This is a genomic window from Buttiauxella sp., assembly GCF_049686335.1.
Lineage (GTDB): Bacteria > Pseudomonadota > Gammaproteobacteria > Enterobacterales > Enterobacteriaceae > Buttiauxella.
The window spans coordinates 55,056-79,076 of the sequence record NZ_JBAVHX010000029.1; the positions used below are offsets into that span (position 1 = coordinate 55,056).

Genomic DNA, 24,021 nt, shown 5'->3' on the forward strand with positions numbered 1-24,021 from the left:
CACTAAAGGAAAACACCATGAAAAATGCCTCTTTTAAACTGGCAGGGATCGCGCTGTCTTTGACTCTGGCTTTTAGCGCTCACGCAGCCGAAACGCTGCGCATTGCCGCGGACGCAGTACCGCATGCAGAGATCCTCGCTTTCGTGCAAAAGCTCGATCCTAATTTAAAGCTCAAAGTGGTAAAGTGGTTGAGTTGAGTAACGGCGTGAATGCCAACGAATTGCTGGCGAACGGCGATGTCGATGCTAACTATTTCCAGCACGTCCCTTATTTGCGTGACCAGGAAAAAGCGCTGGGCAAAAAATTCACCGTCGCCGCGACCGTGCATATCGAGCCGTTAGGTATTTATTCCCACAAATATAAAGACCTGAAGTCAGTTCCGGAAAACGCCACCATTGCCCTGCCGAACAACGTCACCAACTTGAGTCGCGCACTCTACCTTTTGCAGGACAAGGGACTCATCACATTGAAATCAGAGTTTAAGGATGCGTCAGTGAATCAGGCCACGCCGCGTGATATCGCCAGTAATCCTAAGAAGCTGAAGATCGTGGAGATCGAAGCGCCACAACTGCCGCGCTCACTGGATGATGTTGATCTGGCCGTCATCAATGGCAATTACGCGCTGGAAGCGGGATTAACGCCGGCGAAAGATGCGCTGGGGCTGGAAAGTGCCACGCATAACCCGTACGCCAACATTCTGGTGACCAATCCAAATCTGGCGAACGATCCGCGCATCAAAGAACTGGCGAAAGATCTGCAATCGCCGCAGGTAGCTGAATTTATTCGTCAGCAATTCAACGGCTCAGTGATCCCGGTCGCCAATCCGCAATCATGATTTCCCTCGAGCGGCTGAGCAAAGTGTACGCCGGAGCAGGCCAACCGGCACTGGACGATGTTTCGCTAACTGTGCCGGATGGCGCAATCTACGGCATTCTCGGGCGCAGTGGCGCGGGGAAAAGTACCTTGATTCGCTGCCTAAACTTACTGGAGCGGCCCTCGTCGGGTCGCATTCTGATGAATGGCATGGATATCACCACGCTCGGTAAACGTGAATTACGCGCCCATCGCCAGCGTACCGGCATGGTGTTCCAGCACTTCAATCTGATCCATGCCCGCAATGTGGCGGACAATATTGCAGTGCCGCTGGAAATCGCCGGTCTACCGCGTGAGGTGCGCCAAAAACGCATCGCAGAGCTGCTCGAACTAGTCGGCCTTAGTGATAAAGCCCAGGCTTTCCCCTCGCAACTTTCTGGTGGGCAAAAGCAACGCGTCGGTATCGCCCGGGCGCTGGCCGCGCATCCTGATGTTTTGCTTTGCGACGAAGCCACCAGCGCATTAGACAGCGAAACCACCGCCTCGGTGCTGGCGTTGCTGATGGATATCAACCTTAAGCTGGGCGTCACGATTGTGCTGATTACCCATCAACTGGAAGTGGTGAAGGCGGTTTGCGATCACGCGGCATTACTGGAAAACGGCAAGCTGGTTGAAAGCGGTTCGTTAGCTGAATTGCTGGCTACCCCCTACTCTCGTCTGCGCCAGGCGCTATTACCAGGCGATGCCGCAGAACAAGCATTTTTACGCCGGATCGGCGTGTCAGGGAGAGCGTTATGCGAAGTCGCTTAGCCTGGGAAGATTTGTGGCCATTACTGCTTGATGGCACGCTCGATACACTTTATATGGTCGGGCTTGCCGCTGGATTTACCGTGATTATCGGTTTACCACTCGGGGTATTGTTGTTTCTCACCCGTCGCGACGGCGTGCTGCCTGCACCGGCTTTCAATCAGATTATCGGCAGTGTGGTGAATGTCGGGCGTTCGCTGCCGTTTATAGTGCTGTTGATTGCCTTAATTCCATTCACCCGCATTATCATTGGCACCACGTTAGGCAGTACCGCGGCGGTGGTTCCCATCACGATTGGTGCATTTCCGTTCTTTGCACGAGTGGTGGAAAACGCCTTAGATGAGGTCGATAAAGGCCGTATCGAAGCCATCTTATCGATGGGCGGCAATGTCTGGCACATCATCGGCAAAGTGCTGTTACCCGAAGCGTTGCCCGCGTTGCTGGCCGGTATCACACTCACCGTTGTGATGCTGATTGGGTTTTCTTCGATGGCTGGCGTAATTGGCGGGGGTGGCCTGGGGGATTTGGCGATTCGCTATGGTTATCAGCGTTTTAATGACCAGGTGATGATTGGCACCGTGGTGATTCTGGTGGTGATGGTGCAGCTGGTACAAAGTGCTGGAGACCGTCTGGTGCGCCGACTCGCGCACCGGCGTTAACGTGTCGGATGACGCTTGCGCTTATCCGACCCACAACCCCCACAATCTTTCGTAGGTCGGATAAGCGCCGCGTCATCCGACAAAACTGGCGCAAATGGTGGATGACGCTAACGCTTATCCCCCCTACAAAATCCGTTCATTACCCTTCTGTATAGCCAGAGCTTTAAGACTAATGACAAATCTTTTCGTAGGGCGGATAAGCGCAAGCGTCATCCGCCAGTTTTTCAGGCTTTCTCGCGCACCAGCAACGTGGTCAGCGTAAACGACAATCCTAATGCCATTGCCACGCCCATCACTGCAAAGATAAAGTACGGACCAATATAAGCCGGCAGGCTGAAAATGCTTGATAAAATATAGCCATACAGACGCACACCGAAGAAGGCAATGAAGGCTGATGCGAGAGAACTGGCTACCGTGGCGGCAATAAACGCTTTCTTATAGCGCGTCAGAACACCAAACAGCGCAGGTTCCGTAATCCCCAGCAGAGCCGAAATCGCCGCAGGCAACACCACCGCACGCTCTTCACGTGATGTGCTCTGTTTCCAGATAGCAAAAGTGGAACCGGCAATCGCCATATTGGCCATAAACATCATTGGCATCAGCATGTCGTAACCACGGTCGGTAAAGTTTTGCAGCGCGATTGGCGTCATCGCGTGATGCATGCCGGTCAGAATAGCCACCGGGCGAATCGCCCCAACCACCAGACCTGCAAAACTCGCTGACACACCAAACAAACCTTCGATAAACCACGCCAGTGCTTTGCCCAGATAGATACCCAGCGGCCCAATCACCACCAGCGCAACCAGTGCGGCAATAAACAGAGTGAGCGTTGGAGTAAACACGGTTTTCAGGATATCCGGCATGATTTTATCCACCCATCGATGGATGTAGCTTAATGCCAGAACCGAGAAAATAACCGGGATAACGCTTGAGGCGTAGTTAAATACCGAAACAGGCACAACGTTGAGGAAATAGAACGCATCAACGGCATCAGGAGAATGAGAGGCCAGCGCCTTCGCCGCTTCAATCAGCGAGGGATACATTAAGCAGGCGGCAACCGCAGCGGCCAGATACTCATTGGTCTTGAAGATACGGGCGGCAGAGATGGCAAGGAAAAATGGCAAAAAGTAAAACACACCGCTCGCAATCAAATCGATAACGATCACCGTATCGCTTTTTGCTGACACCATTTTCAGCGCAATCAGCCCCGCCAGAAGACCTTTGATCATCCCGGCACCGGCAATTGCGGGCACTATCGGTCCAAACACGCCGGAAACCGTATCCATAAACATCGATACCAGGCTTTTACGTGCTTTCTTTTGCTGGGCGGGCGCGGTTTGTTCAGGAGTGGAACCCAGCACGGTGGTCAGCTGTTCATACCAACTGTTGACCTGCGGGCCAATAATAATCTGGAATTGATCGCTCTGGATTTGCGCCCCTAAAACACCGGGGATTTTTTTAATCTCAGACTGATCAATTTTATTCTCGTCAATCAGAGAGAAGCGCAAGCGCGTCATACAGTGCCAGGCTTTACTAATATTATCCGCACCACCAATCAGGTGAATAATATTATTAATGGCATCACGATTCCCCATCAGTCACTCCCAAAAAAATGCTTATTGTTATGTGTTGTATGCCAGTGATGGTAGGGAATCACAAACACGAAAACAAACCAATAAACTTTGAACAACATCACATTTAGCCTATACAAAAGCCCTTTAACCCGTAAAAGAAGCAAATTGGTACGCTTTTTAGGTTTACCCGGTCATTTTTCCTGACCAATAAAAATAGCTAAAAAAAATGATTTACCCGCACATAAAAATAAGGTGATAGTAATTAGCAGATGCCGACAATTAATAAGTCACCGCCCATGAACTGCCCTAACTAATTCCAGGGTGTGGAGTAATTTTGTGAAACCAACCATTATTGAAAATATCGAATGTTTCATTACGCGTCCTGACCGCCACAATCTGGTCACGGTGCGTGTCACCACCGATAAAGGCGTGACTGGCCACGGTTGCGCCACTTTCCAGCAGCGCCCGCTGGCCGTTAAAGCGATGGTTGACGAGTACCTGAAACCACTGCTTATCGGGCGTGATGCCAACAATATCGAAGACCTGTGGCAAATGATGACGGTCAACGCTTACTGGCGCAACGGCCCTGTAATCAACAACGCGATTGCCGGTGTTGATATGGCTCTGTGGGATATTAAAGGCCAACTGGCAGATATGCCGCTGTATCAACTGCTGGGTGGGAAGTCGAAAGATGCAATCGCCGCTTACAGTCACGCCGCCAGTGAATCGCTGGAAGGGTTGTACCTGGAAGTCGACAAGTTGCTGGCACAAGGGTATCGCTATATTCGCTGCCAGTTAGGTTTTTACGGCGGCACGCCGCAAGGCTTGCATGCAACAAAATCGCCAACTCCTGGTGCGTATTACGATCAGGATGAATACATGGCGAATACCGTAGCGATGTTCAAGGCGCTGCGCGAGAAGTACGGTAATCAGTTCCACATTCTTCATGATGTGCATGAACGTTTATTCCCACAGCAAGCGGTGCAACTGGCAAAAGCGCTCGAACCTTATCAGCCATGGTTTATCGAAGATATTCTGCCGCCGCAACAAAGTGCATGGTTAGAACAAGTGCGCGCGCACTCTTCGGTTCCACTGGCAATGGGGGAACTGTTTAATAACCCCGCTGAATGGCATGACTTAATTGTGAATCGACGCATCGATTTTATCCGCTGCCACGTTTCACAAATTGGTGGAATAACGCCTGCGCTCAAACTCGCCGTGCTTTGCCAGGCATTTGGCGTACGTCTGGCCTGGCATGGCCCGTCTGACATGACCCCTATTGGCGTGGCGGTGAACACCCATCTGAATATTCATCTGCACAATGCGGCAATTCAGGAATTTATCCCGAATAAGCCGAACACCGAATCGGTGTTCCCTGGCGCGCCAGTTGCAGAACAAGGTTATATCTATCCGATTGAAAAACCGGGTATTGGTGTGGGCTTCGACCAGCAAAAAGCGGAAACCTTCCCCGTGGAATATCGTCTACATGAGTGGACGCAAAGCCGCTTACCCAACGGGGCCATTCATACTCCCTGAGTGCCCTGGCGATAAGCCAAATTGTCATGGTTATAGGGGATGACATAAGTGCAGGAATAATTGATATCGACGATTTCGCTGATTTCAAATACCCGCCCCCCTTCGAGGATCCCGCGGTTGATGATATGCATCGCCGGGATCCCTTTTTTACACTCCAGTAATGCGGCCTGCTCCTTACTGATCGAAACCGCCTGATAACTGGTTAACAGGTGCGAAATTCGAAATCCTTTACTGAGTACATATTGTTGAATGGAGCGTTCAATCACTTGCTGATTAAGGTCGGGGAAATCCTGCACCGGCAGGCGTGAAATCTCTATTTGTACCTTTTGATTGTCCACATATCGCAGGCGGCAAAACTGCCAGATGTACTCATTTTCACCCACACCAAAGACTTGTTGCTCTTCGCGATTGGGTAACTTTTTATGTAAATTGATCATACGAAAAGCCATCTGATCAAAACGTTTCTCGGTAATGGAGTTATAGACCAACGGGTTATTACGGGCTTGTGTATTAATCCATATTCCCGACCCCTGAATAATTTCAATCACCCCAATACTCACCAGCCTTTCCAGAGCTTTGCGGATCGTAAAACGCGAAACGTCATATTCTGCTGCAAGCTGACGCTCCGGAGGTAATTTGCGTCGTTGGGAATCATTATGCTGGTAAATTTTGCTTAACAAATCCTGGATGACAAACTCTTTTTTCTTCATTACATGTTCACCCGTTACACGCGTCTAAACATTCCATGCCCACTTTGCATGAAAACATAACATCCCTCATTCATGTGAGATAGACTAACCTCTTCTATGTAAAACCATTATAAAAACTATTTAATTAACGGGGTCTAAAAGAATGACATCCCGAAAACTCATCAGTCTGGTCAGCGGCATCCTTATTTTGGCTGTTTTGCTTCCCATTTTGTTAAGCATTTATCTTGCTCATCGCAAGGCTGAACAAGTTTTTCATAATGAACTGAAAGAATTTGCCGACCACGCGTTGATGCGTACCGGTCAGGTCATCAACGAAGCTATTTCTGCCGTTGACGATATTAACCGTTTTAGAGACGGAAACTGCTCTCATGCACACGCTGAAGCCATGCACCGCACGGCTCTTGAGTATCGTAATGTGCAAGAAATGATGTATGAAAAAGATAACCACATACTGTGCAGTTCGCTGGAGTCTTTGAATTACAATGAAAATTTAGGCCCTCCCGATCGCGTCGGTGAGCAAGGCTTTAGCGCGTGGTATGCCACCCCACCGATGCCGGGTTTTAAACGTAAGATGATTTTTATCGGCAAACCGCCGCATCTTGCTTTAATCGACCCGATGTCATTAATTGATGTGCTGCCTTTTGGGTCTTATACGCTCAATATTGTGATGGTGGGACTGCACAAAAATGAAGTTATCGCGACAAATAGCCATTATGTGTCTGATGACTGGCGCAAGCCGCTGGCCCAGGGCGTAGATGAATTTCAAAGCGATAATAATATCTATGTTATTCGTCGGGACAATAATCTTGGCCTCGCCATGATTGCCTGGGCGTCAGTGGCACCGCTCACCGTCGCCTGGTATCAGCAACTGTATATTTGGTTACCTGTGGGATTAATTATTAGTCTGGCCACAGGATGGTTCTTAACGCGGGTTTTACGTCAGCTATTATCGCCACGTAATCGGTTAATGGATGCGATTAAAAACAATGAACTTAGTGTGGTCTACCAACCCATCGTGCATCTTGAAAGCGGTGAGAGTGTCGGTGCTGAGGCATTAATCCGCTGGCAACAGCAAGACGGCACTATGCTGACTCCGGATGTTTTTATTCCGCTGGCAGAACATTCAGGCCTGATCACGCAATTAACTGAGCAGGTTATTGATCTTATTTTCATCGAGCTGGGCGAGTGGCTCCACCAACATCCTGACTATCATATTTCAGTTAATTTAGGTATCCGTGATATCCGCAGCTTACATATCCTGGAAGTCATCAGTCCATATTTAGCACGTTATTCCGTACAAGCGGGTCAAATAGCTTTTGAAATTACTGAACGTGGTTTTGCAGATCCGAAAGTGACCGCACCAATTATTGCGCAATATCGCCAGGCAGGACATGCCATTTATATTGATGATTTTGGTACCGGTTATTCAAGCCTGAGCTATTTGCAGGATCTTGATGTCGATATCCTTAAAATAGATAAGTCATTTGTTGACGCGATTGGATATAAAAATATCACTCCGCATATCATTGAAATGGCCAATGCGTTGGGGATTTTAATGGTCGCCGAGGGAATCGAAACGCCCGTGCAGGCCACGTGGCTGCGGACCAAAGGTGTGCAGTACGGTCAGGGCTGGCTATTCAGCAAAGCCCTGCCAAAAGATAAGTTCATCGAATGGGTGGCAAACTATACCGCCCGAGCGATGTAACGCATCTGAGACGCGCCAGCCACTATATTATCAACCACGCGGAAGAGGACCACGCCGGTGCACTGACCGAGCTGATGCCCGCGGAAGTCAGCAGCCGTCTTCAGCATCGGCTTAATACTATGGGTGTGGAACTACTGTTTAATCAATGCCTGGAATCGCAGTCGAAAACAGAACAGGGCATTCATGCCACGCTAAGTAATGGCAGAACGGTCAGTGCGGATTGTTGCGCGAGTTGCAGATTTAGCGGTTTTAACCGGGTAGATGACGCTGCGCTAATCCCGTGCTTGAGAGCAGTCAGCGTGAGCGTCATCCGCCGATTTTTACTCGTCGAGAATTGGTGCAAAGCCACCATAAATCATGCGTTTGCCATCGAATGGCATCGACTCGCCAAACTCTTTCATCCGTGGGTCAGACATCATCTTGGCATTCGCTTCATCACGCACTTCTTTAGACGGATATTCAATCCAGCTGAAAACCACTTCCTCGCTCTCTTCGGCTTTCACCGCCATACGAAAATCAGTGAGCTTGCCATCGGGCACATCGTCAGCCCAACATTCCACTACGCGTACCGCACCAAATTCTTTGAACAGCGGTGCTGCTTTGGCGGCCATCTGCTTATACGCGTCCTTATTTGCTGCCGGTACAGCAACAACGAAACCATCAACATAAGGCATTGTAAACCTCCACAGTGTGGGGAAGACGGGTAGATGTTTTCCACCCGTGATGATTACAAATGATAAGTTTAGTCGTTAAGAATGAATGCCGCCTGTTCAGAGTTTGAGCAACATTTCATATTGCGTAACGGGATCCTGACGGTAGCCGCTACTTAAGAACACCGGCGCAAGGGGCTCGGGAATAGCTGTTGCGGTATACAGCCCACCAAAACGCTCACGCAGCAGCGTCAGCAATTTTTTCGCCAGCCCCTGACCCCGAGCCGCGGGGTCAACATAGAGCATGCGCACTCTGAACCCTTGAGGAGCCGTGGCTATCATGGCGTACGCCATATCATTTAACACAAACGCTTTGCCCGGTAATTTATAGCCGGTTTCTGCCGCACTCAGCCATGGCAACCGCAAGTCTGTATCGGTCATCATTTTTTTAGCCATCACCAGCGGGTCGATTTCCTGCAACTCACCGGTTTGTGTAAACAACGTGGAACTGACGGCATTAAATCCGACTAACGTCTGCTGGCGCACAAAGCCCATGCGTTCATACAACGCAATACCAGAGTCGTTGCCGACAATGACTTCCAGCCACATGTTACGGTCGCCCCGCGCACGCGCCTCGTCGATCAGTTGCTGCATAAACTGTTTGCCGAAACCTTGCCCGCGTAATTCAGGGCGAATCGCGAAAGCTGCCAGACGGCTGGTTTGCCCACGGCGGCTGATGATCGCCAGCGCTTTCGGTTCGCCGTCCTGCGTCCACACGCGACTGTCATTGAGGCTCATATCTTCCGCGGCAAAACGCGAGGCAAACGTCTCCCCATCAATGGTGAAAGGAACCAGATACCCTTCAAAACAGTGGGATAAAATCTCTGCTAACTGATAGCTATTCCAGTTTGCCGCCGCCTGACTGATGACCGTGCTGTTCATCTGTTACCTCATCCAATAGGGGATTTTGCTTACAGTGATAAAACATAGCGTGAGAACCGCACGCCATGAGTATTTTGTTCAATATCGCACAACATGACACATGGCACGGTAGCCATTCCAGAAATAAGGAGTGGTTATGAATGTGTCGGTTCTACCTGCGGAGTTTTCTGGGTTGGGCGAATGCGAAACCATGGCAAACAGAGTTGAATCATCGGGCCAATCGCCAGCGCATATAACACGGTACCCACACCAAATGTGCCTCCCATCAACCAACCAGCCAGCAACACGGTTAACTCAATCGCCGTGCGTACGCTGCGCACTGACCAGCCGGTACGCGCGTTAATCCCGGTCATCAAACCATCACGCGGGCCAGAGCCGAAACCTGCGCCGATGTACATCCCTGTCGCTATCGCATTCACCAGAATAGCTGCCAACAGCAAAATGCTGCGCATTACCAGCGATTCAATCGGCGGCATTAAGGCTAGTGCGCCGTCTGCGGCAAGGCCCAACACAATCACGTTGCTGACAGTCCCAAGACCCGGTTTCTGACGCAGCGGGATCCACAGCAGCAGCACCAGAGCGCCCACCAGGATCATCACCATGCCAATATTTAAAGAGAAGATCCGCGCCACGCCGAGGTGGAACACGTTCCAGGGATCGGCGCCTAAATTGGCCCGCACGAACATCGCCGTGGAAACGCCATACAAAACCAGGCCGGTATACAGTTGCAGCAAGCGACGAGCGATCATTTTCTTCACCTCAGTATTCTTCTGTGGCTTTACTTTTACGCAAAATGGATCTGATATTAAGGTCCAGTTAATAAAAAGTGGATTGCTATGGCCCAGCGTAGAACCGGATCATCATCTCTGACCAAATTGCTGGGAAACTGGCAACAGGATTTACCCCGCACCCCGGTTTATCGCCAACTGGCGGATGGGCTACGGTTGTTGATTCTGGATGGGCGTTTGCCGCTCGACAGTCGCCTGCCAGGTGAACGTGAACTGGCAGCAGCGCTCGGCGTTAGCCGGACCACTGTCGCGACCGCACTCGCACAATTGCGTGATGAAGGTTATCTGGCCAGCCGACAAGGTTCAGGTTCGGTCACCATGCTGCCGGAAGGGCGACAAGCTGTATCTCCCCTTCCTGGTCAGGCGGCAACGTTAGATCTTTCCACCGCGGCACTGACTGCCGGGCCGGAAATTCATCAGGCCTACGCAAACGCGCTGATGGCTTTGCCAGAACATTTGGGCTCGACTGGTTACAACCAGCAGGGTCTACCGGAACTGCGTCAGGTTATCGCACAGCGCTACGCTGCCCGCGGGCTGCCGACTCACGCCGACCAGATTATGATCGTCAATGGTGCGCTTAGTGGTTTTGGGTTGATCCTGCGTCTACTGACAGGCCCGGGCGATCGCGTCTTGATGGATCATCCAACTTATCCGATGGCATTGACGGCAATTAAAGGTGCGTCGTGCCGTGCGGTTCCCGTTAGCCTGACTGAACAGGGTTGGGACACCGAAGGGCTGGCGGCGACCATTGCGCAAACGTCCCCACGACTCGCCTACTTGATTGCCGATTACCATAATCCTACCGGGCGTTGTATGGATGTCGCGACGCGTATCGCTATCGCTGAAATGGCCGCCCGCACCCGTACCACCGTGGTGGTTGATGAAACCATGGTCGACCTGTGGTTTGACGCCCCACCGCCGCCACCGCTGGCGACATTTGATCATGACGACCGGATAATCACTCTGGGATCCGGCGGGAAAAGTTTCTGGGGCGGTTTGCGGATAGGCTGGATTCGGGCATCGCCCCGCACTATCGCATCGCTGATTCAAATCCGCGACAGCCTGGATTTAGGCTCGCCAGTGCTGGAGCAGCTCGCGGCTATCCACCTATTTAACGAAGCAGATAACTTCCTGCCTGCGCGACGCGCCATGCTGCGCCAGCACAGAGATGCCTGCGCTGAAGCTATCAAAGCGTTATTCCCGGAGTGGAAAATAACCGTCGTGCCGGAGGGAGGTTTATCCTGGTGGATCGAACTGCCTGCACCGCTGGCAACCGTCTTTGCCGCCAGTGCGGAATCAATCGGGATTCGCATTGGTGCAGGCCCACGTTTTGGCGCCGAAGGGGCATTTGAACGCTATTTGCGTTTGCCGTTCACGCTTGAGCCAACACAGATGCGCACCGCTCTGGAACGTTTAAAACCAGTCTGGGACAATCTGTCACACGCGGGCAGTTACGCTGGACGAGCGATGGTGGTGTAGGATTTTTTTAGGGATGACTGCTGAAGGGTTTGAGACCCAGAATTGGGTGGGGGCCCTGCCAGCTACATCCCGGCACACACGTCATCTGCTGCGGCTGCTTCCTTCCGGACCTGACCGAATTCACAAATTAGTGTTGCGGGAGAACCAACAGGGCCCCCATTGAGAGCGCTAGTTACCTAACGCGCTGGCGCATTATCCATGTTGACCCATGCAATTGCAAGCAAGGAGCGGTCAGGTGTTGCTTTCTTGCGCAGCCCCTGTTTCTCTTTCTAGTTTAGCTCACCACGATTATCCTTACCGACATCCTGATTTGGAGTGTGCAATGGATAATAACGACTCATTCCCCCAGCGCGTTTATCAGATTATTGCCGCGATCCCTGAAGGTTACGTCACCACCTATGGCGATGTCGCGCGGCTGGCTGGCTCACCGCGCGCAGCACGGCAAGTGGGCGGTGTACTCAAACGCTTACCCGAAGGCAGTAAATTACCCTGGCATCGGGTCGTGAATCGTCATGGCGCGATTTCCCTGACCGGCCCAGATTTGCAACGTCAGCGGCAAGCTTTGCTTTCAGAGGGGATTATGGTTTCCGGGAGCGGGCAAATTGATATGCAGCGTTATCGCTGGAATTACTAAATGACAAAACTGATGCAAATGGTGGATGACGCTAGCGCTTATCCACCCGACCAAACTAAAAGCGCCTCCGTAGAGGCACTTGTTTAGCATCACATCTGCGTTGGAGCAGGCACTGCTGATGAAGGGTTAACCTGAGTCGGAGAGGTCAACGGAACGGTCGTTGTTGCGCCACCGTTATTCTGCACAGGAACCGCTGTCTGCTGAACCGGTACCAATGTCAGATCCACTTTCGTCCCACCATTGTTGATTGCCGGCTGAATAGTATCGGTGATAAACATCAGCTGGTTATTCACGGTGATGGCCGCGCTCAGGATAATCCGCGCGTTAGGTTGGATATCCGCTGGGTTAAACGGCAGTACAAAGCTGAACGGTGATTGTTTCCCTTCCGTGCGGACCGCTCGCTGCGCCAGCACTTTAGACGGAGCGTCCGCCATGGAAGCATCGGATAACGTCACTGTTAGCACTGCATCGGGTGGCAGCGCAATACGTTGACGGATCCAAACCGTACCCGAGACATTCGGCTGCTGAATATCAGACTGAGCCGTAGCCGCTGCTGATGACGTCGTCGCAGCAGGAGCCGGAGTTGGGATGTCCGCACTTTTGTTATGCGCGCAACCCACCATCGCAACAGCAATGGCTAAACCACTTAACGTGTGCACAAGTTTCATTGATTTGTTCTCCTTATTATCAATGCACCAGCAGGCTGTTGGCCCACAAGTAATGAGTGGTTAAACATACTTATCACGCTAAGTGTGGCACATATCACTGATTTTTGCCCAAAACCGAAAGAGATCATCAGGTCGGGCCACTGGATGGAGATTGTTGGAAACCTGTTATAATCAGGCCAGATGCGGGATTTTTATTTTTTTACTGAGGACCTTTTATGAGTCAACCGCTCAGCAATTTGTTGGCATTACTCAATCTGGAAAAGATTGAAGAAGGTATTTTTCGTGGCCAGAGCGAGGACTTAGGTTTACGTCAGGTATTCGGTGGACAAGTGGTTGGCCAGGCGTTGTATGCCGCCAAAGAAACTGTGCCCGCTGAACGCCTGGTACACTCATTCCACAGCTATTTTCTGCGCCCAGGGGACAGCCAAAAACCGATTGTCTATGACGTCGAAACCCTGCGTGATGGCAATAGTTTCAGCGCGCGTCGCGTAGCGGCAATTCAGAATGGCAAGCCGATTTTCTACATGACCGCCTCTTTCCAGGCGCCAGAACCCGGCTTTGAACATCAAAAAGCCATGCCAGCAGCACCTGCTCCGGAAAATCTGAAGTCAGAAACTGAAATTGCCATGGCGTTTGAAAAGTTGCTCCCGCAGAGCCTGAAAGAGAAATTTCTGTGTGAAAAGCCACTCGAGATCCGACCGGTAGTGTTCCACAACCCAATGCAAGGCCATGTCGATGAGCCGGTACGCCAGGTGTGGATGCGAGCCAACGGCAAAATGCCTGGCGAATTACACGTACATCAGTATCTGCTGGGTTATGCCTCTGATTTTAACTTCCTTCCTGTCGCGCTTCAGCCTCATGGAGTGGGTTTCCTGGAGCCGGGCATGCAAGTGGCGACCATCGATCACTCAATGTGGTTCCACCGCCCGTTTGATCTGAATGACTGGCTGCTGTACAGCGTAGAAAGTACCTCAGCTTCCAGTGCACGTGGTTTTGTTCGCGGAGAGTTTTATTCACGCGATGGCGTGCTGGTTGCGTCAACGGTGCAAGAAGGTGTGATGCGTAAACGAGGTTAAGTCAGAACGCCCTCCCCCCCCGTCCCTCTCCCCCAGGAGAGGGAGAAGGCTAAAAATTGAGGGGGAGGGATAAATTACTTATGCGTTGTAAGCATTTTCGCCGTGGCTGTTCACATCCAGACCTTCACGTTCATGCTCTTCTGGTACACGCAGACCTACTGTCAGGTCAGCCACTTTGAAGCCGATGAACGCAACAATCGCGGACCAGACAATCGTCACACCGATACTTTCCAACTGCACCAGTACCTGATGGCCCATAGTCACGCCTTCTGCGTAGCCCACACCACCTAAAGAGGTCGCGGCAAAGATACCGGTCATGATGCAACCTACGATACCGCACACGCCGTGGACACCGAACACATCACAAGGGTCATCCACACGCAGCCATTTTTTCAGCAGCGTCACGCCCCACAAACCAGCCAGACCCGCCACCAGACCGATAATCAGTGCTCCACCGACACCGACATAACCACACGCTGGAGTGATACCGACCAGGCCTGCAACCGCACCGGAACACGCACCCAGCAGAGAAGGTTTGCCACGCAATGCCCACTCACCAAATACCCAACCGAGGATGGCTGCCGCCGTTGCCACAACTGTGTTAACAAAGGCCAGTGCTGCGATTTCGTTTGCCGCACTTGCAGATCCAGCGTTGAAGCCAAACCAGCCGAAGTACAGGATGGCAGTACCGGTAAACACCATTGGCAGGTTATGCGGTTTAAATGCTTCTTTACCGTAGCCCACACGTTTACCAATCAGGTAAGCCCCCACCAGACCCGCAACTGCGGCGTTGATGTGTACGACTGTACCGCCCGCGAAGTCCATCGCACCGTGCGATGCCAGCAAGCCACCACCCCACACCATATGCGCAATCGGCACATAAGAGAGCGTCAGCCAAATCACAACGAAGATAAGCACCGCAGAGAAGCGAATACGTTCAGCCAGCGCACCGACAATCAGCCCCACGGTGATGCAGGCGAAAGAGCCCTGGAACGCCACGTGAATATACTGGTAGAAAGAGCCCATCAACGCGGTGAGCTGAATATTTTTCAGCAACACCCAGTCGAAATTACCGAAGAAGCTGCCACCGGTGCCAAAGGCCAATGAATAGCCGTAAACCACCCACAGCACACAAACCAGAGCAAACGTGACCGTAATCTGCGTCAGCATCGACAGCACGTTTTTGGAGCGAATCAGGCCGCCGTAAAACAGCGCCAGCCCGGGTATAGTCATAAACAGCACCAATGCGGTGCTAATCATCATAAAGGCGTTGTCTGCTTTATCAGCGACAGCCGGTGCCGCCAGAGCAATTGATGGCGCAAGTGCCAGGGCTACAACGCCTAAGATAGAGGCTAATTTTTTCATTTTTTCCATCCCTTTCACGAGTGGCAAGACGATTACAGTGCAGCTTCGTCGGCTTCGCCGGTACGAATGCGGATGACACGTTGCAGTTCAGCAACGAAGATTTTGCCATCGCCAATCTTGCCGGTGTAGGCAGCTTTGCTAATGACATCAATGACTTCATCGAGTTGATCATCGGCAATTGCCACATCAATTTTCACTTTAGGCAGGAAATTGACGCTGTACTCAGCACCGCGGTACAACTCTGCATGACCTTTCTGGCGGCCAAAGCCTTTCACTTCGGTCACGGTCAGCCCTTGAATACCGATTGAAGACAGCGCTTCGCGTACGTCTTCGAGTTTGAACGGTTTGATCACCACGGTAACCAGCTTCATAGATCCCCTCCAGTCAGAATTGGGTAATTGCCTCTACAACACGAATTAGATAAAGCAAAGGCCGTGCCAAAAATGAAAAACAGGAATTTTCAGCGCGTTAAGCCGCGCTGTATAAGGATTTAAAGGGAGGGCATTTCGATGACCGGGATTAAGAAATTTCTTAGATAATAAAAACGCACCATTTCAGTGCATGGTGCGTTTCATTTCTGCACCAACGGGGATACCCATTGGATTTTTGCGTGTTTTTGGTGCGTCAGGCCGTCGCGGGCTCTTCACGCGTGGCCGCAGCCAGTTCCTCACCCGCCAGTTGCAGTTGATACATCTGCCAGTAACGGCCTTGTGCCGCCAGCAATTCACTGTGCGTGCCTCGTTCCACGGCCTGCCCACGGTGCAAGACCAGAATGGTGTCGGCATCAGTAATCGTTGAGAGACGGTGAGCAATCACCACAAGCGTCGTGTGCTCACGCACCGCAGCCAGCGCATGCTGAATCGCCTGCTCGGTACCGGAGTCGATATTCGCCGTCGCTTCATCGAGGATCAAGATCTGCGGGGCATCCACTAACACTCGAGCCAATGCCAGCAATTGCTTCTGGCCGACGGACAAATTATTGCCCTGCTCACCCAGCCGCGTATAAATGCCATCACTCATGGTGCGTGCCAGTTCGGCGAGTTGCACCGTTTCCAGCGCTTGCCAGACTGCCGTTTCGCTAATGTCACGTCCGAGCGTCACGTTGGCAAAGAAGGAATCCGCCAGCACCACCGGATCTTGTTGCACCATCGCAACACCCTGGCGCAACACGCTATGACTCAGGGTGTCCAGCGGACGACCATCCAGACGAATTTCACCGTTGGTCAGCGGGTAATAGCCCATCAGCAAATTTGCCAGAGTACTTTTGCCACTGCCGGTATGCCCCACCAGCGCCACGAAACTGCGCGCGGGAACATCGAGATTGATGTCCTGCAATACCAGGCGATCGCCGCGATAGGCAAAGGAAACGTTGTCGACTTCAATACGACCGCTTTCCAGCGGGCGATTATCGTTGCCGTAATCCTGACGTTTACCGTCCATTAATTCGAACACGCGCTCCCCTGCAACCACCGCTTGTTGCAGCATCGATTGTTGCGTGGTGAGTTCGATTAGCGGTTCATTAAGACGGCCTAAATAGTTGATAAAGGCGTATAACACGCCCACTTCGATAGTCCCGACCGAGGTAAAACCAAACAGCATCAACAGGCCGCACAACACCATCGCCGAAAACAGGCTCAGCAACGGGCGCAGTAAAAAGCCGTCGAGACGCAGAGTTTGCATACGCGCCAGATAGTGTGAACGGCTTGCCGCCCCCATGCGCTCGCCAAAACGCGCTTGTTGGCGGAACTGCTGAATGACGCTCATCCCGTTGATGACTTCGTTAAAGCCATCGTTGATGTCAGCCAGATAACTGCGCACCCGACGGACAATCGGCGTGCTGTAACGCTGGTAGATGAACATCACGATAATGACCGCCGGGAAGATGCAAACCGCCACCGACGCCATACGCCAGTCGAGGCTGAACATAGCCACCAGCATCGCGCCAATCAATGCGGCACTTCGTAACACGGTCGCTACCACTGTCACGTAGAGGTCACGTATCACTTCGGTATCGTTGGTAACACGGGAAATTAATTGTCCAACCGGCTGGGTATCAAAGGTGCTGAGCGGCTGGCGAAGTGCTGCATCCATCACGTCAGTACGCAGCTTTTGCACCACGCCAACGGCGGCCTGGTTAAATAATAAAGCCTGCCAGTAATGCAGCCCCGCCGCTGAAATAGACAGCAGTAAATAGGCTGTCCCCAATCCCGCCACCGCCGCTATCGGCAGGCGATGTTCAGAGACCATGTTATCAATGAAATAACTGACTAAAATCGGGCCACTGACTTCGGCAGCAGCCGCAATCCACAGCATAACCACCGCCCCTGCGAGCGGTTTACGCCACGGGGATCCGTAAGCCAGCAGGCGTTTTATGGTTGGCCATTGCTGTATTGATTTACGCATTGGCTGGCTCCTCGTCTGCTGTGGTTTGTGGCGCGTCATCCAGCGCCGCTTCCAGTTGTTGATAACGATACATGTCGCGATACCATCCCGGCTCGCCCACCAGCACATCGTGATTGCCACGTTGGACAACATGCCCGTGCTGCATTACCAGGATTTCACTGGCTTCGGTCAATGCCGACAGGCGGTGCGCGCTAATAATCACCGTGCGGTTTTCGCCCCACTGACGCAGGTTATGCAGGATCTGGTGTTCAGTCCGGCCATCAACGGCAGAAAGCGCATCGTCGAGGATCAAGATTTCCGCATCCAGTAATAACGCGCGGGCGATGGAAATACGCTGCTTCTGGCCGCCAGAAAGCATTACGCCACGCTCTCCCACTTCGGTTTCATAACCTTGCGGCAAACGCAGGATATCGTCGTGAACGCTGGCAAGCCTGGCCACATGTTCAATCTCTTCCTGCGTAGCACCCGGTTTACCCAGCGCGATGTTGCTGGCGACGGTATCGGAGAACAGGAATGGCGTCTGGTTTACCACTGCCAGGCGGCTACGCCATGAGTCGAGCTGCATCTGCACCAGCGGAATGCCATGGAAACAAATCTCGCCCTGGTCGATGTCAAAATGGCGCTGGAGAAGAGACAGAATGGTACTTTTCCCGGCACCCGTTGGCCCGCATAGCCCCAACATTGCGCCAGGCTTTAAAGTAAAGGAGACATTTTCAAGTGTTGGCCGTGCCGTTTGCGGGTAGTGGAACGCCTGAATATTTACCTCTACGGTACCGCGCCCTGCCGGGGCAACTTGTTCACCATCAGTGACTGACGGTGCTTCGGATAACATGCTGCGAATACGGCTGTATGCTGCACTGCCACGCTCAACGATATTGAACATCCATGCCAGCGCCAGCATCGGCCAAATCATCAGGCCGAGGTACATCACGAAACTGGTAAGTTGCCCAAGCGTCAGTGAGCCCTGAATCACCATCCAGCTGCCACCGCCGATAGCGAGCAGGTTTGCAGTGCCGATGGTGATATAAATCGTGGGATCAAAACGTGCATCAATCCGCGCCACTTTCATGTTTTTCATGCCGGCATCTTTGGCTTCGGCGGCAAACAGCGCGGACTGGCGGTCTTCCAGACCGAATGCTTTGATCATGCGGATGCTGGATAAACTTTCCTGCGTCCTGTCGTTTAGCGTTGAGAATGCAGCCTGGGCGAGTTTGAAACGTTGATGTAACTGGTCGCCATAGCGTTTGATCACCAGCGCCATAATCGGCATCGGCAGTAAGGCAAGCAGCGTGAGTTCCCAGCTGATTTGCGTCGACATCACGATCAATACCGCGCAACCCATCACCAGCGAATCCACGAGAGTTAACACCCCCTCACCCGCGGCAAAGACCACGCGGTCGACATCGTTAGTTGCACGCGCCATCAAATCACCGGTGCGGTGACGCAGATAGAATTCAGGGTGCTGGCGGCTTAACTGGCGGTAATAGTCTTCGCGCAATTCAACGGCAAGCTGGTAGGAAGCGCCAAATAACAACACGCGCCAGACGTAACGCAGCATGTAGACGACGACCGCGATGGCGAAGATCACGCCAATCCACATCAACACGTCGCTTCCAGAAAGGCGCTGTTGGGTGACACCATCGACAATCACGCCCACCAGTTTTGGCGGCACTAATTGCAAGATAGCAATGATAATAAGCAAGGCGACAGCCCCGAGATAGCGTCGCCATTCGCGGGTGAAATACCAGCTTAATTGAGCAAATAATCGCACGCAGTCAAATTCCTGAAATGCTGTCTGCCGGGGTCGGGCAGAGAAATGGAAGGCTATGGGGACTCAGCGTTCTAGAGGCAAAGCCGTGGTGTATTTTATCTGTTCCATGGCAAAACTCGAAGTCACATCGCTTAAACCAGGAATGCCGTTCACCAGCCGTTTGTAAAAATCGTCATACCGCTTCATGTCTTCTACCTGCACACGCATCAGGTAGTCGTACTCCCCTGCCATGCGCCAGAAACCAAGAACTTCGGGCATCTGCGCCACGACGGAGACAAATTTACAGTACCACTCGCTGCTGTGATGCTGGGTTTTTATCAGCACGAATGCGGTCAGACCGAGGCCCAGTTTTTCCGGATCTAAGAGCGCGACTTTGGCCCGAATAATCCCGTCATCTTCAAGCCGTTTCAGGCGTTTCCAGCAGGGTGTGGTGGTCAGATTAACGGCATCAGCGAGTGCCTGCAAAGAGAGGGTGCAGTCGTTTTGCAGTAAGGATAGCAGCTTGCGGTCAATTTTATCTAACATGACGGCCTCCGGGAGAAAGTTTTTCTCCATTGAACGTCCCAGACAGGCTAAAAGGCAACTTTTTTATCCTCTTTTTGCATTACTCTAAGCACAAATAGACAAACGGACAACATCATGACCAGTTCCTGGGTAAACCACGCTATAAGCGAAATTAACGCCGATTACCAACGCTCCGCAGATACACATTTGATTCGCCTTGCGCTACCTGGTTTTCCCGGCATCCAGCTCTACCTGAAAGATGAAAGTACCCATCCGACCGGCAGCCTGAAACATCGTCTTGCCCGTTCACTCTTTTTATACGGTTTATGTAACGGTTGGATTAAAGAAGGCACGACGATTATTGAGGCGTCTTCAGGTTCAACCGCGGTTTCTGAGGCTTACTTTGCCCGTTTGTTAGGGTTGCCATTTATTGCCGTTATGCCTGCTTACACGGCGAAACGTAAGATTGAACAGATTGAGTTTTATGGCGGCCGCTGCCATTTCGTGAACAATGCCTGCGAGATTTATGCCGCGTCAGAAACTCTGGCTCGCGATTTGAACGGCCATTATATGGATCAGTTCACCTACGCCGAACGCGCAACCGACTGGCGCGGCAATAACAATATTGCCGACAGTATTTTCCGTCAGATGGAACATGAACCGCATCCGGTGCCCGATTACATCGTGATGAGTGCAGGCACCGGTGGCACCTCCGCCACTATTGGCCGTTATCTGCGTTATCAGGGTTATCCAACGCAGCTGACTGTAGTCGATCCGCAAAATTCGGTGTTCATGGATTACTGGCAGAAACGTGATTGCAGTTTGCGCAGCGACACAGGCAGTAAAATTGAAGGGATCGGCCGCCCACGCTGCGAGCCGTCGTTCATTCCGGATGTCATCGACGACATGATGCGCGTTCCTGATGCGGCGAGTATCGCCACCATGCAGTGGCTGGAAACCGTACTGGGTCGCAAAGTTGGCGCCTCCACCGGGACCAACATGTGGGGTGTGTTGCAGCTTGCTGCGCGTATGCGTGCAGAAGGGCGCACCGGTTCTATTGTCACGTTACTGTGCGATAGCGGCGACCGTTATCTGGAAAGCTATTACAACGCGGAATGGGTGATGAAGAATATCGGTGATTTACAGCCGTGGCAGGCGGAGATTCAGGAATTAATTAAGTAAAAAAAACCGGGCATTTGCCCGGCTGGCTTAAGCCTTGTCATTCGGGGGAATAAGTGAGGTTTGGTGTATCCAGCCAATGAGTCAAATAATGAGAAACAGCCTGTTTATTGCAGTGGCCAATAACAGGTAAATGCGGTAAATCTGCTTTCAGTTGCGCCATCGCGTTGCCCATGATCAAACCATGACCCACGCTTGAGAGCATTTCGCGGTCGTTCATTGCATCGCCGAATGCCATACAATCTTGCATCGTCAGGCCAAGATGCTGGCTTAACACATTCAGCGCCGCACCTTTGTTACAGCCTGTCGGCAACACTTCTAAACAATCCACCGCCGAGAAACAGAGGAATGCGCTATCGCCCAGCGCTTCATTTAACTGGATTTTCAGACGGCGGAGATCGTCGTGATCGCTGCAGAAACAGATCTTCGTCACCTGATGCGCAGGCAAACGCTTGAGATCGGTCAGACGATATTTAAACCCACTGTAGACATGAGCGTGCAGCAACTCGGGGATTTCGTTTTGCGTCATCCAGCCGCTATCATTAAACACATGCATGCTGGCCTGTGTATCCCAATGGCTGTGCAACACGATTTCTGCCGCTTCCGGCGCGAGATCCTGGCTATGCAGCAACTCCCCTTTCGTTGAGTGGATGCGCGTACCGTTGCCGGTAATCAAATAGGCTTCAAGCGACAACGAACCGAGAATATGGCGCATTTCCAGAACATGGCGGCCGGTGGCAAATGCTAGCGTCATCTGGCGCTCTTCACGTAGACGGTTCAGGGTAAACAGCGTTTCATCACCCAAATGGTGATTGGGCATTAACAGCGTACCATCCATATCAAATGCAGCCAGACGAGCCATGTTTACTCCGATTTGCGAAATCTTTGCTCAAAATATTTTGCGAGTGAGCAGTATCGCCTGGCATATACGGAACTAATAGTGAATACTTTCTGAAAATTGTTCCGGGTTTATCTCATGCGCTTGTTAAATCGACTCAACCAGTTTCAGCGTTTATGGCAGCCCTCTTCCGGCGAAACACAACTCGTGACCGTCGCCGATTTGGCGGCTCGCTGTTTTTGCAGTGAACGACATGTGCGCACGCTGCTAAATCAACTGCAAGATGCGGGTTGGTTGACCTGGCAGGCACAGTCGGGGCGAGGCAAACGAGGAACACTCACCTTTCTGGTGACGCCTGAGAGCGTTCGTTCTGGAATGATGGAACAGGTGTTGCACAAAGGTCAGCACCAGAACGCACTCGAACTGGCGCAAATCGCGCCGGAACAATTGCGCCAGTTGCTGCAACCGTTTCTCGGCGGGCAATGGCAAAATGACACGCCAACGCTGCGTATTCCCTATTACCGACCACTTGAACCCTTGCAGCCGGGATTTCTGCCTGGCCGCGCCGAACAACATTTAGCAGGGCAAATCTTTGCCGGCCTCACCCGTTTCACCTCAAATAACCCGGCTCCGCAACCCGATCTGGCTCATCACTGGGAAGTCTCCGAAGACGGTCTGAACTGGTACTTTTTTATTCGCTCCACGCTTCACTGGCATAATGGCGAACCGGTAGAAACCGCGCAGCTACAGCAACGGTTAATGATGCTGCTGGCACTCCCGGCGATGCGACGTTTGTTCGTCAGCGTAAAGCGCATTGAGCTTGCCCATACACAGTGCATCCGTTTCGTGCTGCATAGCCCCGATTACTGGCTGGCTCACCGGCTGGCAAGTTATTGCAGCCGCCTGGCGCATCCTGAAGATTCGCAAATTGGCTGCGGGCCATTTCGCATCAATAGCTTTAAAGAGAATCTGGTGCGAATCGAAAGTTTTGAGTCCTGGCATCTCGGCCATCCGCTTCTCAAAGCAGTGGAATACTGGATAACCCCGCAACTGTTCGATACCGAACTGGGTACCAGTTGCCGCCACCCGGTGCAAATTGCCATTGGTCAGAAGGATGAACTGGTGCATCTGCGCCCCGTCAGCAATAGCATCAGCCTCGGTTTTTGTTATCTGGCGGTGAAACAGAACCGGAGTTTGTCCCCTGAGCAGGCACGCTATCTGATGCAGATAATCCACCAGCAACAGCTGATCGCCAGCCTGCCCGTCGATGAATCGCTGATCATGCCAAGCGTTGATATGATCCCCGGCTGGAAAATACCGGAGTGGACAAAATGTGAGGCGGTGACACTCCCGCAGCAGTTAACGCTGCTTTACCATTTGCCGGTTGAATTGCACGTGATGGCGCAACAGTTGAAAACTTATCTTGCGGTTTTAGGTTGTGAATTAACGCTAATTTTCCACGACGCAAAAAACTGGACCGGCTGTGAAGCATTAGCAGAAGCCGATTTAATGATGGGCGACCGGTTAATTGGTGAGGCGCCGGTTTATACGCTGGAGCAGTGGTTACGCAGCGATGTGCTGTGGCCTGCGGTTCTCACCGAAAGTCAGTTCACACATTTGCAAGCGACACTCGATACCGTACAAATCCACCCCGATGAAAACACCCGCAGTACCGGTTTGCAGGAAGTGTTCAGCGCATTAATGTGCGATGCCATCGTGTCGCCACTGTTTAATTATCGTTACCAAATCAGCGCGCCACCTGGTGTAAATGGCATAGAACTCAACGCATGGGGTTGGTTCGATTTTACCCAGGCCTGGTTACCGCCACCGACGATGATGTGAAAACGATGGCGTGAAGAAGCTGGGCAGCCATACGGCCCACGCGTTACCATATATTTTTTACGATATTGACCAGGAATA

At 52.0% G+C, this 24,021-nt stretch carries 21 protein-coding genes, 1 other RNA gene and 1 pseudogene; 10 read left to right on the forward strand and 13 right to left on the reverse strand.

Going from position 1 to position 24,021, the window contains the following annotated elements; translation table 11 throughout:
* Positions 1-17 precede the first annotated feature (17 nt).
* From WBL83_RS17765 to WBL83_RS17775, 3 genes and pseudogenes are all read left to right on the forward strand, one after another.
* Positions 18-835 (forward strand): annotated as a pseudogene (locus tag WBL83_RS17765) (MetQ/NlpA family ABC transporter substrate-binding protein).
* Entirely contained in the window at positions 832-1,623 is a 792-nt protein-coding gene (locus WBL83_RS17770; RefSeq protein ID WP_424590379.1) for a methionine ABC transporter ATP-binding protein, read from the forward strand. Before WBL83_RS17765 ends, WBL83_RS17770 begins: the two are co-directional and overlap by 4 nt.
* On the forward strand, positions 1,608-2,279 hold the full coding sequence (locus WBL83_RS17775) for a methionine ABC transporter permease (RefSeq protein WP_424590380.1): 672 nt from the start codon (positions 1,608-1,610) through the stop codon (positions 2,277-2,279). Before WBL83_RS17770 ends, WBL83_RS17775 begins: the two co-directional genes overlap by 16 nt.
* 224 nt (positions 2,280-2,503) lie before the next feature.
* On the opposite strand, the gene WBL83_RS17780 is transcribed toward WBL83_RS17775, so the two are convergent.
* Positions 2,504-3,874, reverse strand: coding sequence for a PTS transporter subunit EIIC (locus tag WBL83_RS17780; RefSeq protein ID WP_424590381.1), 1,371 nt, complete (start codon positions 3,872-3,874; stop codon positions 2,504-2,506).
* 315 nt (positions 3,875-4,189) lie between these two features.
* On the opposite strand from WBL83_RS17780, the gene WBL83_RS17785 reads away from it, so the two are divergent.
* Positions 4,190-5,389 (forward strand): enolase C-terminal domain-like protein, encoded by a 1,200-nt coding sequence (locus WBL83_RS17785; protein ID WP_424590382.1) that lies wholly within the window; start codon positions 4,190-4,192, stop codon positions 5,387-5,389.
* Here WBL83_RS17785 and WBL83_RS17790 read toward each other — a convergent pair.
* Entirely contained in the window at positions 5,377-6,099 is a 723-nt protein-coding gene (locus tag WBL83_RS17790; protein WP_424590383.1) for a GntR family transcriptional regulator, read from the reverse strand. The two genes, WBL83_RS17785 and WBL83_RS17790, sit on opposite strands and share 13 nt — an antisense overlap.
* Before the next feature lie 142 nt (positions 6,100-6,241).
* Between WBL83_RS17790 and WBL83_RS17795 the strand changes: the two genes are divergently transcribed.
* Positions 6,242-7,804: an EAL domain-containing protein gene (locus WBL83_RS17795; protein WP_424590384.1), complete on the forward strand. Its 1,563-nt coding sequence runs from the start codon at positions 6,242-6,244 to the stop codon at positions 7,802-7,804.
* 320 nt (positions 7,805-8,124) lie between these two features.
* Here WBL83_RS17795 and WBL83_RS17800 read toward each other — a convergent pair whose 3' ends face one another.
* From WBL83_RS17800 to WBL83_RS17810, 3 genes are all read right to left on the reverse strand, one after another.
* Positions 8,125-8,478, reverse strand: coding sequence for a DUF1428 domain-containing protein (locus WBL83_RS17800; protein ID WP_324115293.1), 354 nt, complete (start codon positions 8,476-8,478; stop codon positions 8,125-8,127).
* 96 nt (positions 8,479-8,574) lie between these two features.
* The gene (locus WBL83_RS17805) at positions 8,575-9,396 is read right to left on the reverse strand and encodes a GNAT family N-acetyltransferase (protein ID WP_424590385.1); all 822 of its coding nucleotides are present in this window, start codon (positions 9,394-9,396) and stop codon (positions 8,575-8,577) included.
* Positions 9,397-9,530: 134 nt separating this feature from the next.
* On the reverse strand, positions 9,531-10,142 hold the full coding sequence (locus WBL83_RS17810) for a YczE/YyaS/YitT family protein (protein ID WP_424590434.1): 612 nt from the start codon (positions 10,140-10,142) through the stop codon (positions 9,531-9,533).
* A 90-nt stretch (positions 10,143-10,232) separates the two neighbouring features.
* Here WBL83_RS17810 and WBL83_RS17815 point away from each other — a divergent pair, with 90 nt between their 5' ends.
* The gene (locus tag WBL83_RS17815) at positions 10,233-11,663 is read left to right on the forward strand and encodes a PLP-dependent aminotransferase family protein (RefSeq protein ID WP_424590386.1); all 1,431 of its coding nucleotides are present in this window, start codon (positions 10,233-10,235) and stop codon (positions 11,661-11,663) included.
* A 53-nt stretch (positions 11,664-11,716) separates the two neighbouring features.
* Here the strand turns inward: WBL83_RS17815 and ffs are convergent.
* An RNA gene (gene ffs, locus WBL83_RS17820) (signal recognition particle sRNA small type) lies at positions 11,717-11,813 on the reverse strand.
* 172 nt (positions 11,814-11,985) lie between these two features.
* On the opposite strand from ffs, the gene WBL83_RS17825 reads away from it, so the two are divergent.
* Positions 11,986-12,297 carry an MGMT family protein gene (locus WBL83_RS17825; RefSeq protein ID WP_424590387.1) on the forward strand — a complete coding sequence of 104 codons (312 nt, stop codon included), beginning with the start codon at positions 11,986-11,988 and terminating at the stop codon, positions 12,295-12,297.
* A gap of 89 nt (positions 12,298-12,386) precedes the next feature.
* Here WBL83_RS17825 and WBL83_RS17830 read toward each other — a convergent pair whose 3' ends face one another.
* Positions 12,387-12,965, reverse strand: a complete 579-nt coding sequence (locus tag WBL83_RS17830) for a YbaY family lipoprotein (RefSeq protein ID WP_424590388.1) — start codon at positions 12,963-12,965, stop codon at positions 12,387-12,389.
* A 215-nt stretch (positions 12,966-13,180) separates the two neighbouring features.
* Between WBL83_RS17830 and tesB the strand changes: the two genes are divergently transcribed.
* Positions 13,181-14,041 (forward strand): acyl-CoA thioesterase II, encoded by an 861-nt coding sequence (tesB, locus tag WBL83_RS17835; protein WP_424590389.1) that lies wholly within the window; start codon positions 13,181-13,183, stop codon positions 14,039-14,041.
* A gap of 78 nt (positions 14,042-14,119) precedes the next feature.
* On the opposite strand, the gene amtB is transcribed toward tesB, so the two are convergent.
* The 5 genes from amtB to WBL83_RS17860 form a co-directional block, all read right to left on the reverse strand.
* Positions 14,120-15,406, reverse strand: a complete 1,287-nt coding sequence (gene amtB, locus WBL83_RS17840) for an ammonium transporter AmtB (RefSeq protein ID WP_424590390.1) — start codon at positions 15,404-15,406, stop codon at positions 14,120-14,122.
* A gap of 32 nt (positions 15,407-15,438) precedes the next feature.
* The gene (gene glnK / locus WBL83_RS17845) at positions 15,439-15,777 is read right to left on the reverse strand and encodes a P-II family nitrogen regulator (protein WP_002891893.1); all 339 of its coding nucleotides are present in this window, start codon (positions 15,775-15,777) and stop codon (positions 15,439-15,441) included.
* A gap of 253 nt (positions 15,778-16,030) precedes the next feature.
* Positions 16,031-17,809, reverse strand: a complete 1,779-nt coding sequence (locus tag WBL83_RS17850; RefSeq protein ID WP_424590392.1) for a SmdB family multidrug efflux ABC transporter permease/ATP-binding protein — start codon at positions 17,807-17,809, stop codon at positions 16,031-16,033.
* A complete protein-coding gene (locus tag WBL83_RS17855; protein ID WP_424590393.1) occupies positions 17,802-19,580 on the reverse strand; it encodes a SmdA family multidrug ABC transporter permease/ATP-binding protein in 1,779 nt (592 codons plus the stop codon). The genes WBL83_RS17850 and WBL83_RS17855 overlap by 8 nt, the downstream gene beginning before the upstream one ends.
* 63 nt (positions 19,581-19,643) lie before the next feature.
* Positions 19,644-20,105 (reverse strand): Lrp/AsnC family transcriptional regulator, encoded by a 462-nt coding sequence (locus WBL83_RS17860; protein WP_424590394.1) that lies wholly within the window; start codon positions 20,103-20,105, stop codon positions 19,644-19,646.
* A 114-nt stretch (positions 20,106-20,219) separates the two neighbouring features.
* Here WBL83_RS17860 and WBL83_RS17865 point away from each other — a divergent pair, with 114 nt between their 5' ends.
* Positions 20,220-21,266, forward strand: a complete 1,047-nt coding sequence (locus tag WBL83_RS17865; protein WP_424590395.1) for a PLP-dependent cysteine synthase family protein — start codon at positions 20,220-20,222, stop codon at positions 21,264-21,266.
* 37 nt (positions 21,267-21,303) lie between these two features.
* Here the strand turns inward: WBL83_RS17865 and cof are convergent, their stop codons facing one another.
* Complete coding sequence (cof, locus tag WBL83_RS17870; RefSeq protein ID WP_424590396.1) at positions 21,304-22,125, reverse strand: HMP-PP phosphatase; 822 nt, start codon at positions 22,123-22,125, stop codon at positions 21,304-21,306.
* Positions 22,126-22,239: 114 nt separating this feature from the next.
* Between cof and WBL83_RS17875 the strand changes: the two genes are divergently transcribed.
* Positions 22,240-23,943 carry an SgrR family transcriptional regulator gene (locus WBL83_RS17875; RefSeq protein WP_424590397.1) on the forward strand — a complete coding sequence of 568 codons (1,704 nt, stop codon included), beginning with the start codon at positions 22,240-22,242 and terminating at the stop codon, positions 23,941-23,943.
* Positions 23,944-24,021 lie beyond the last annotated feature (78 nt).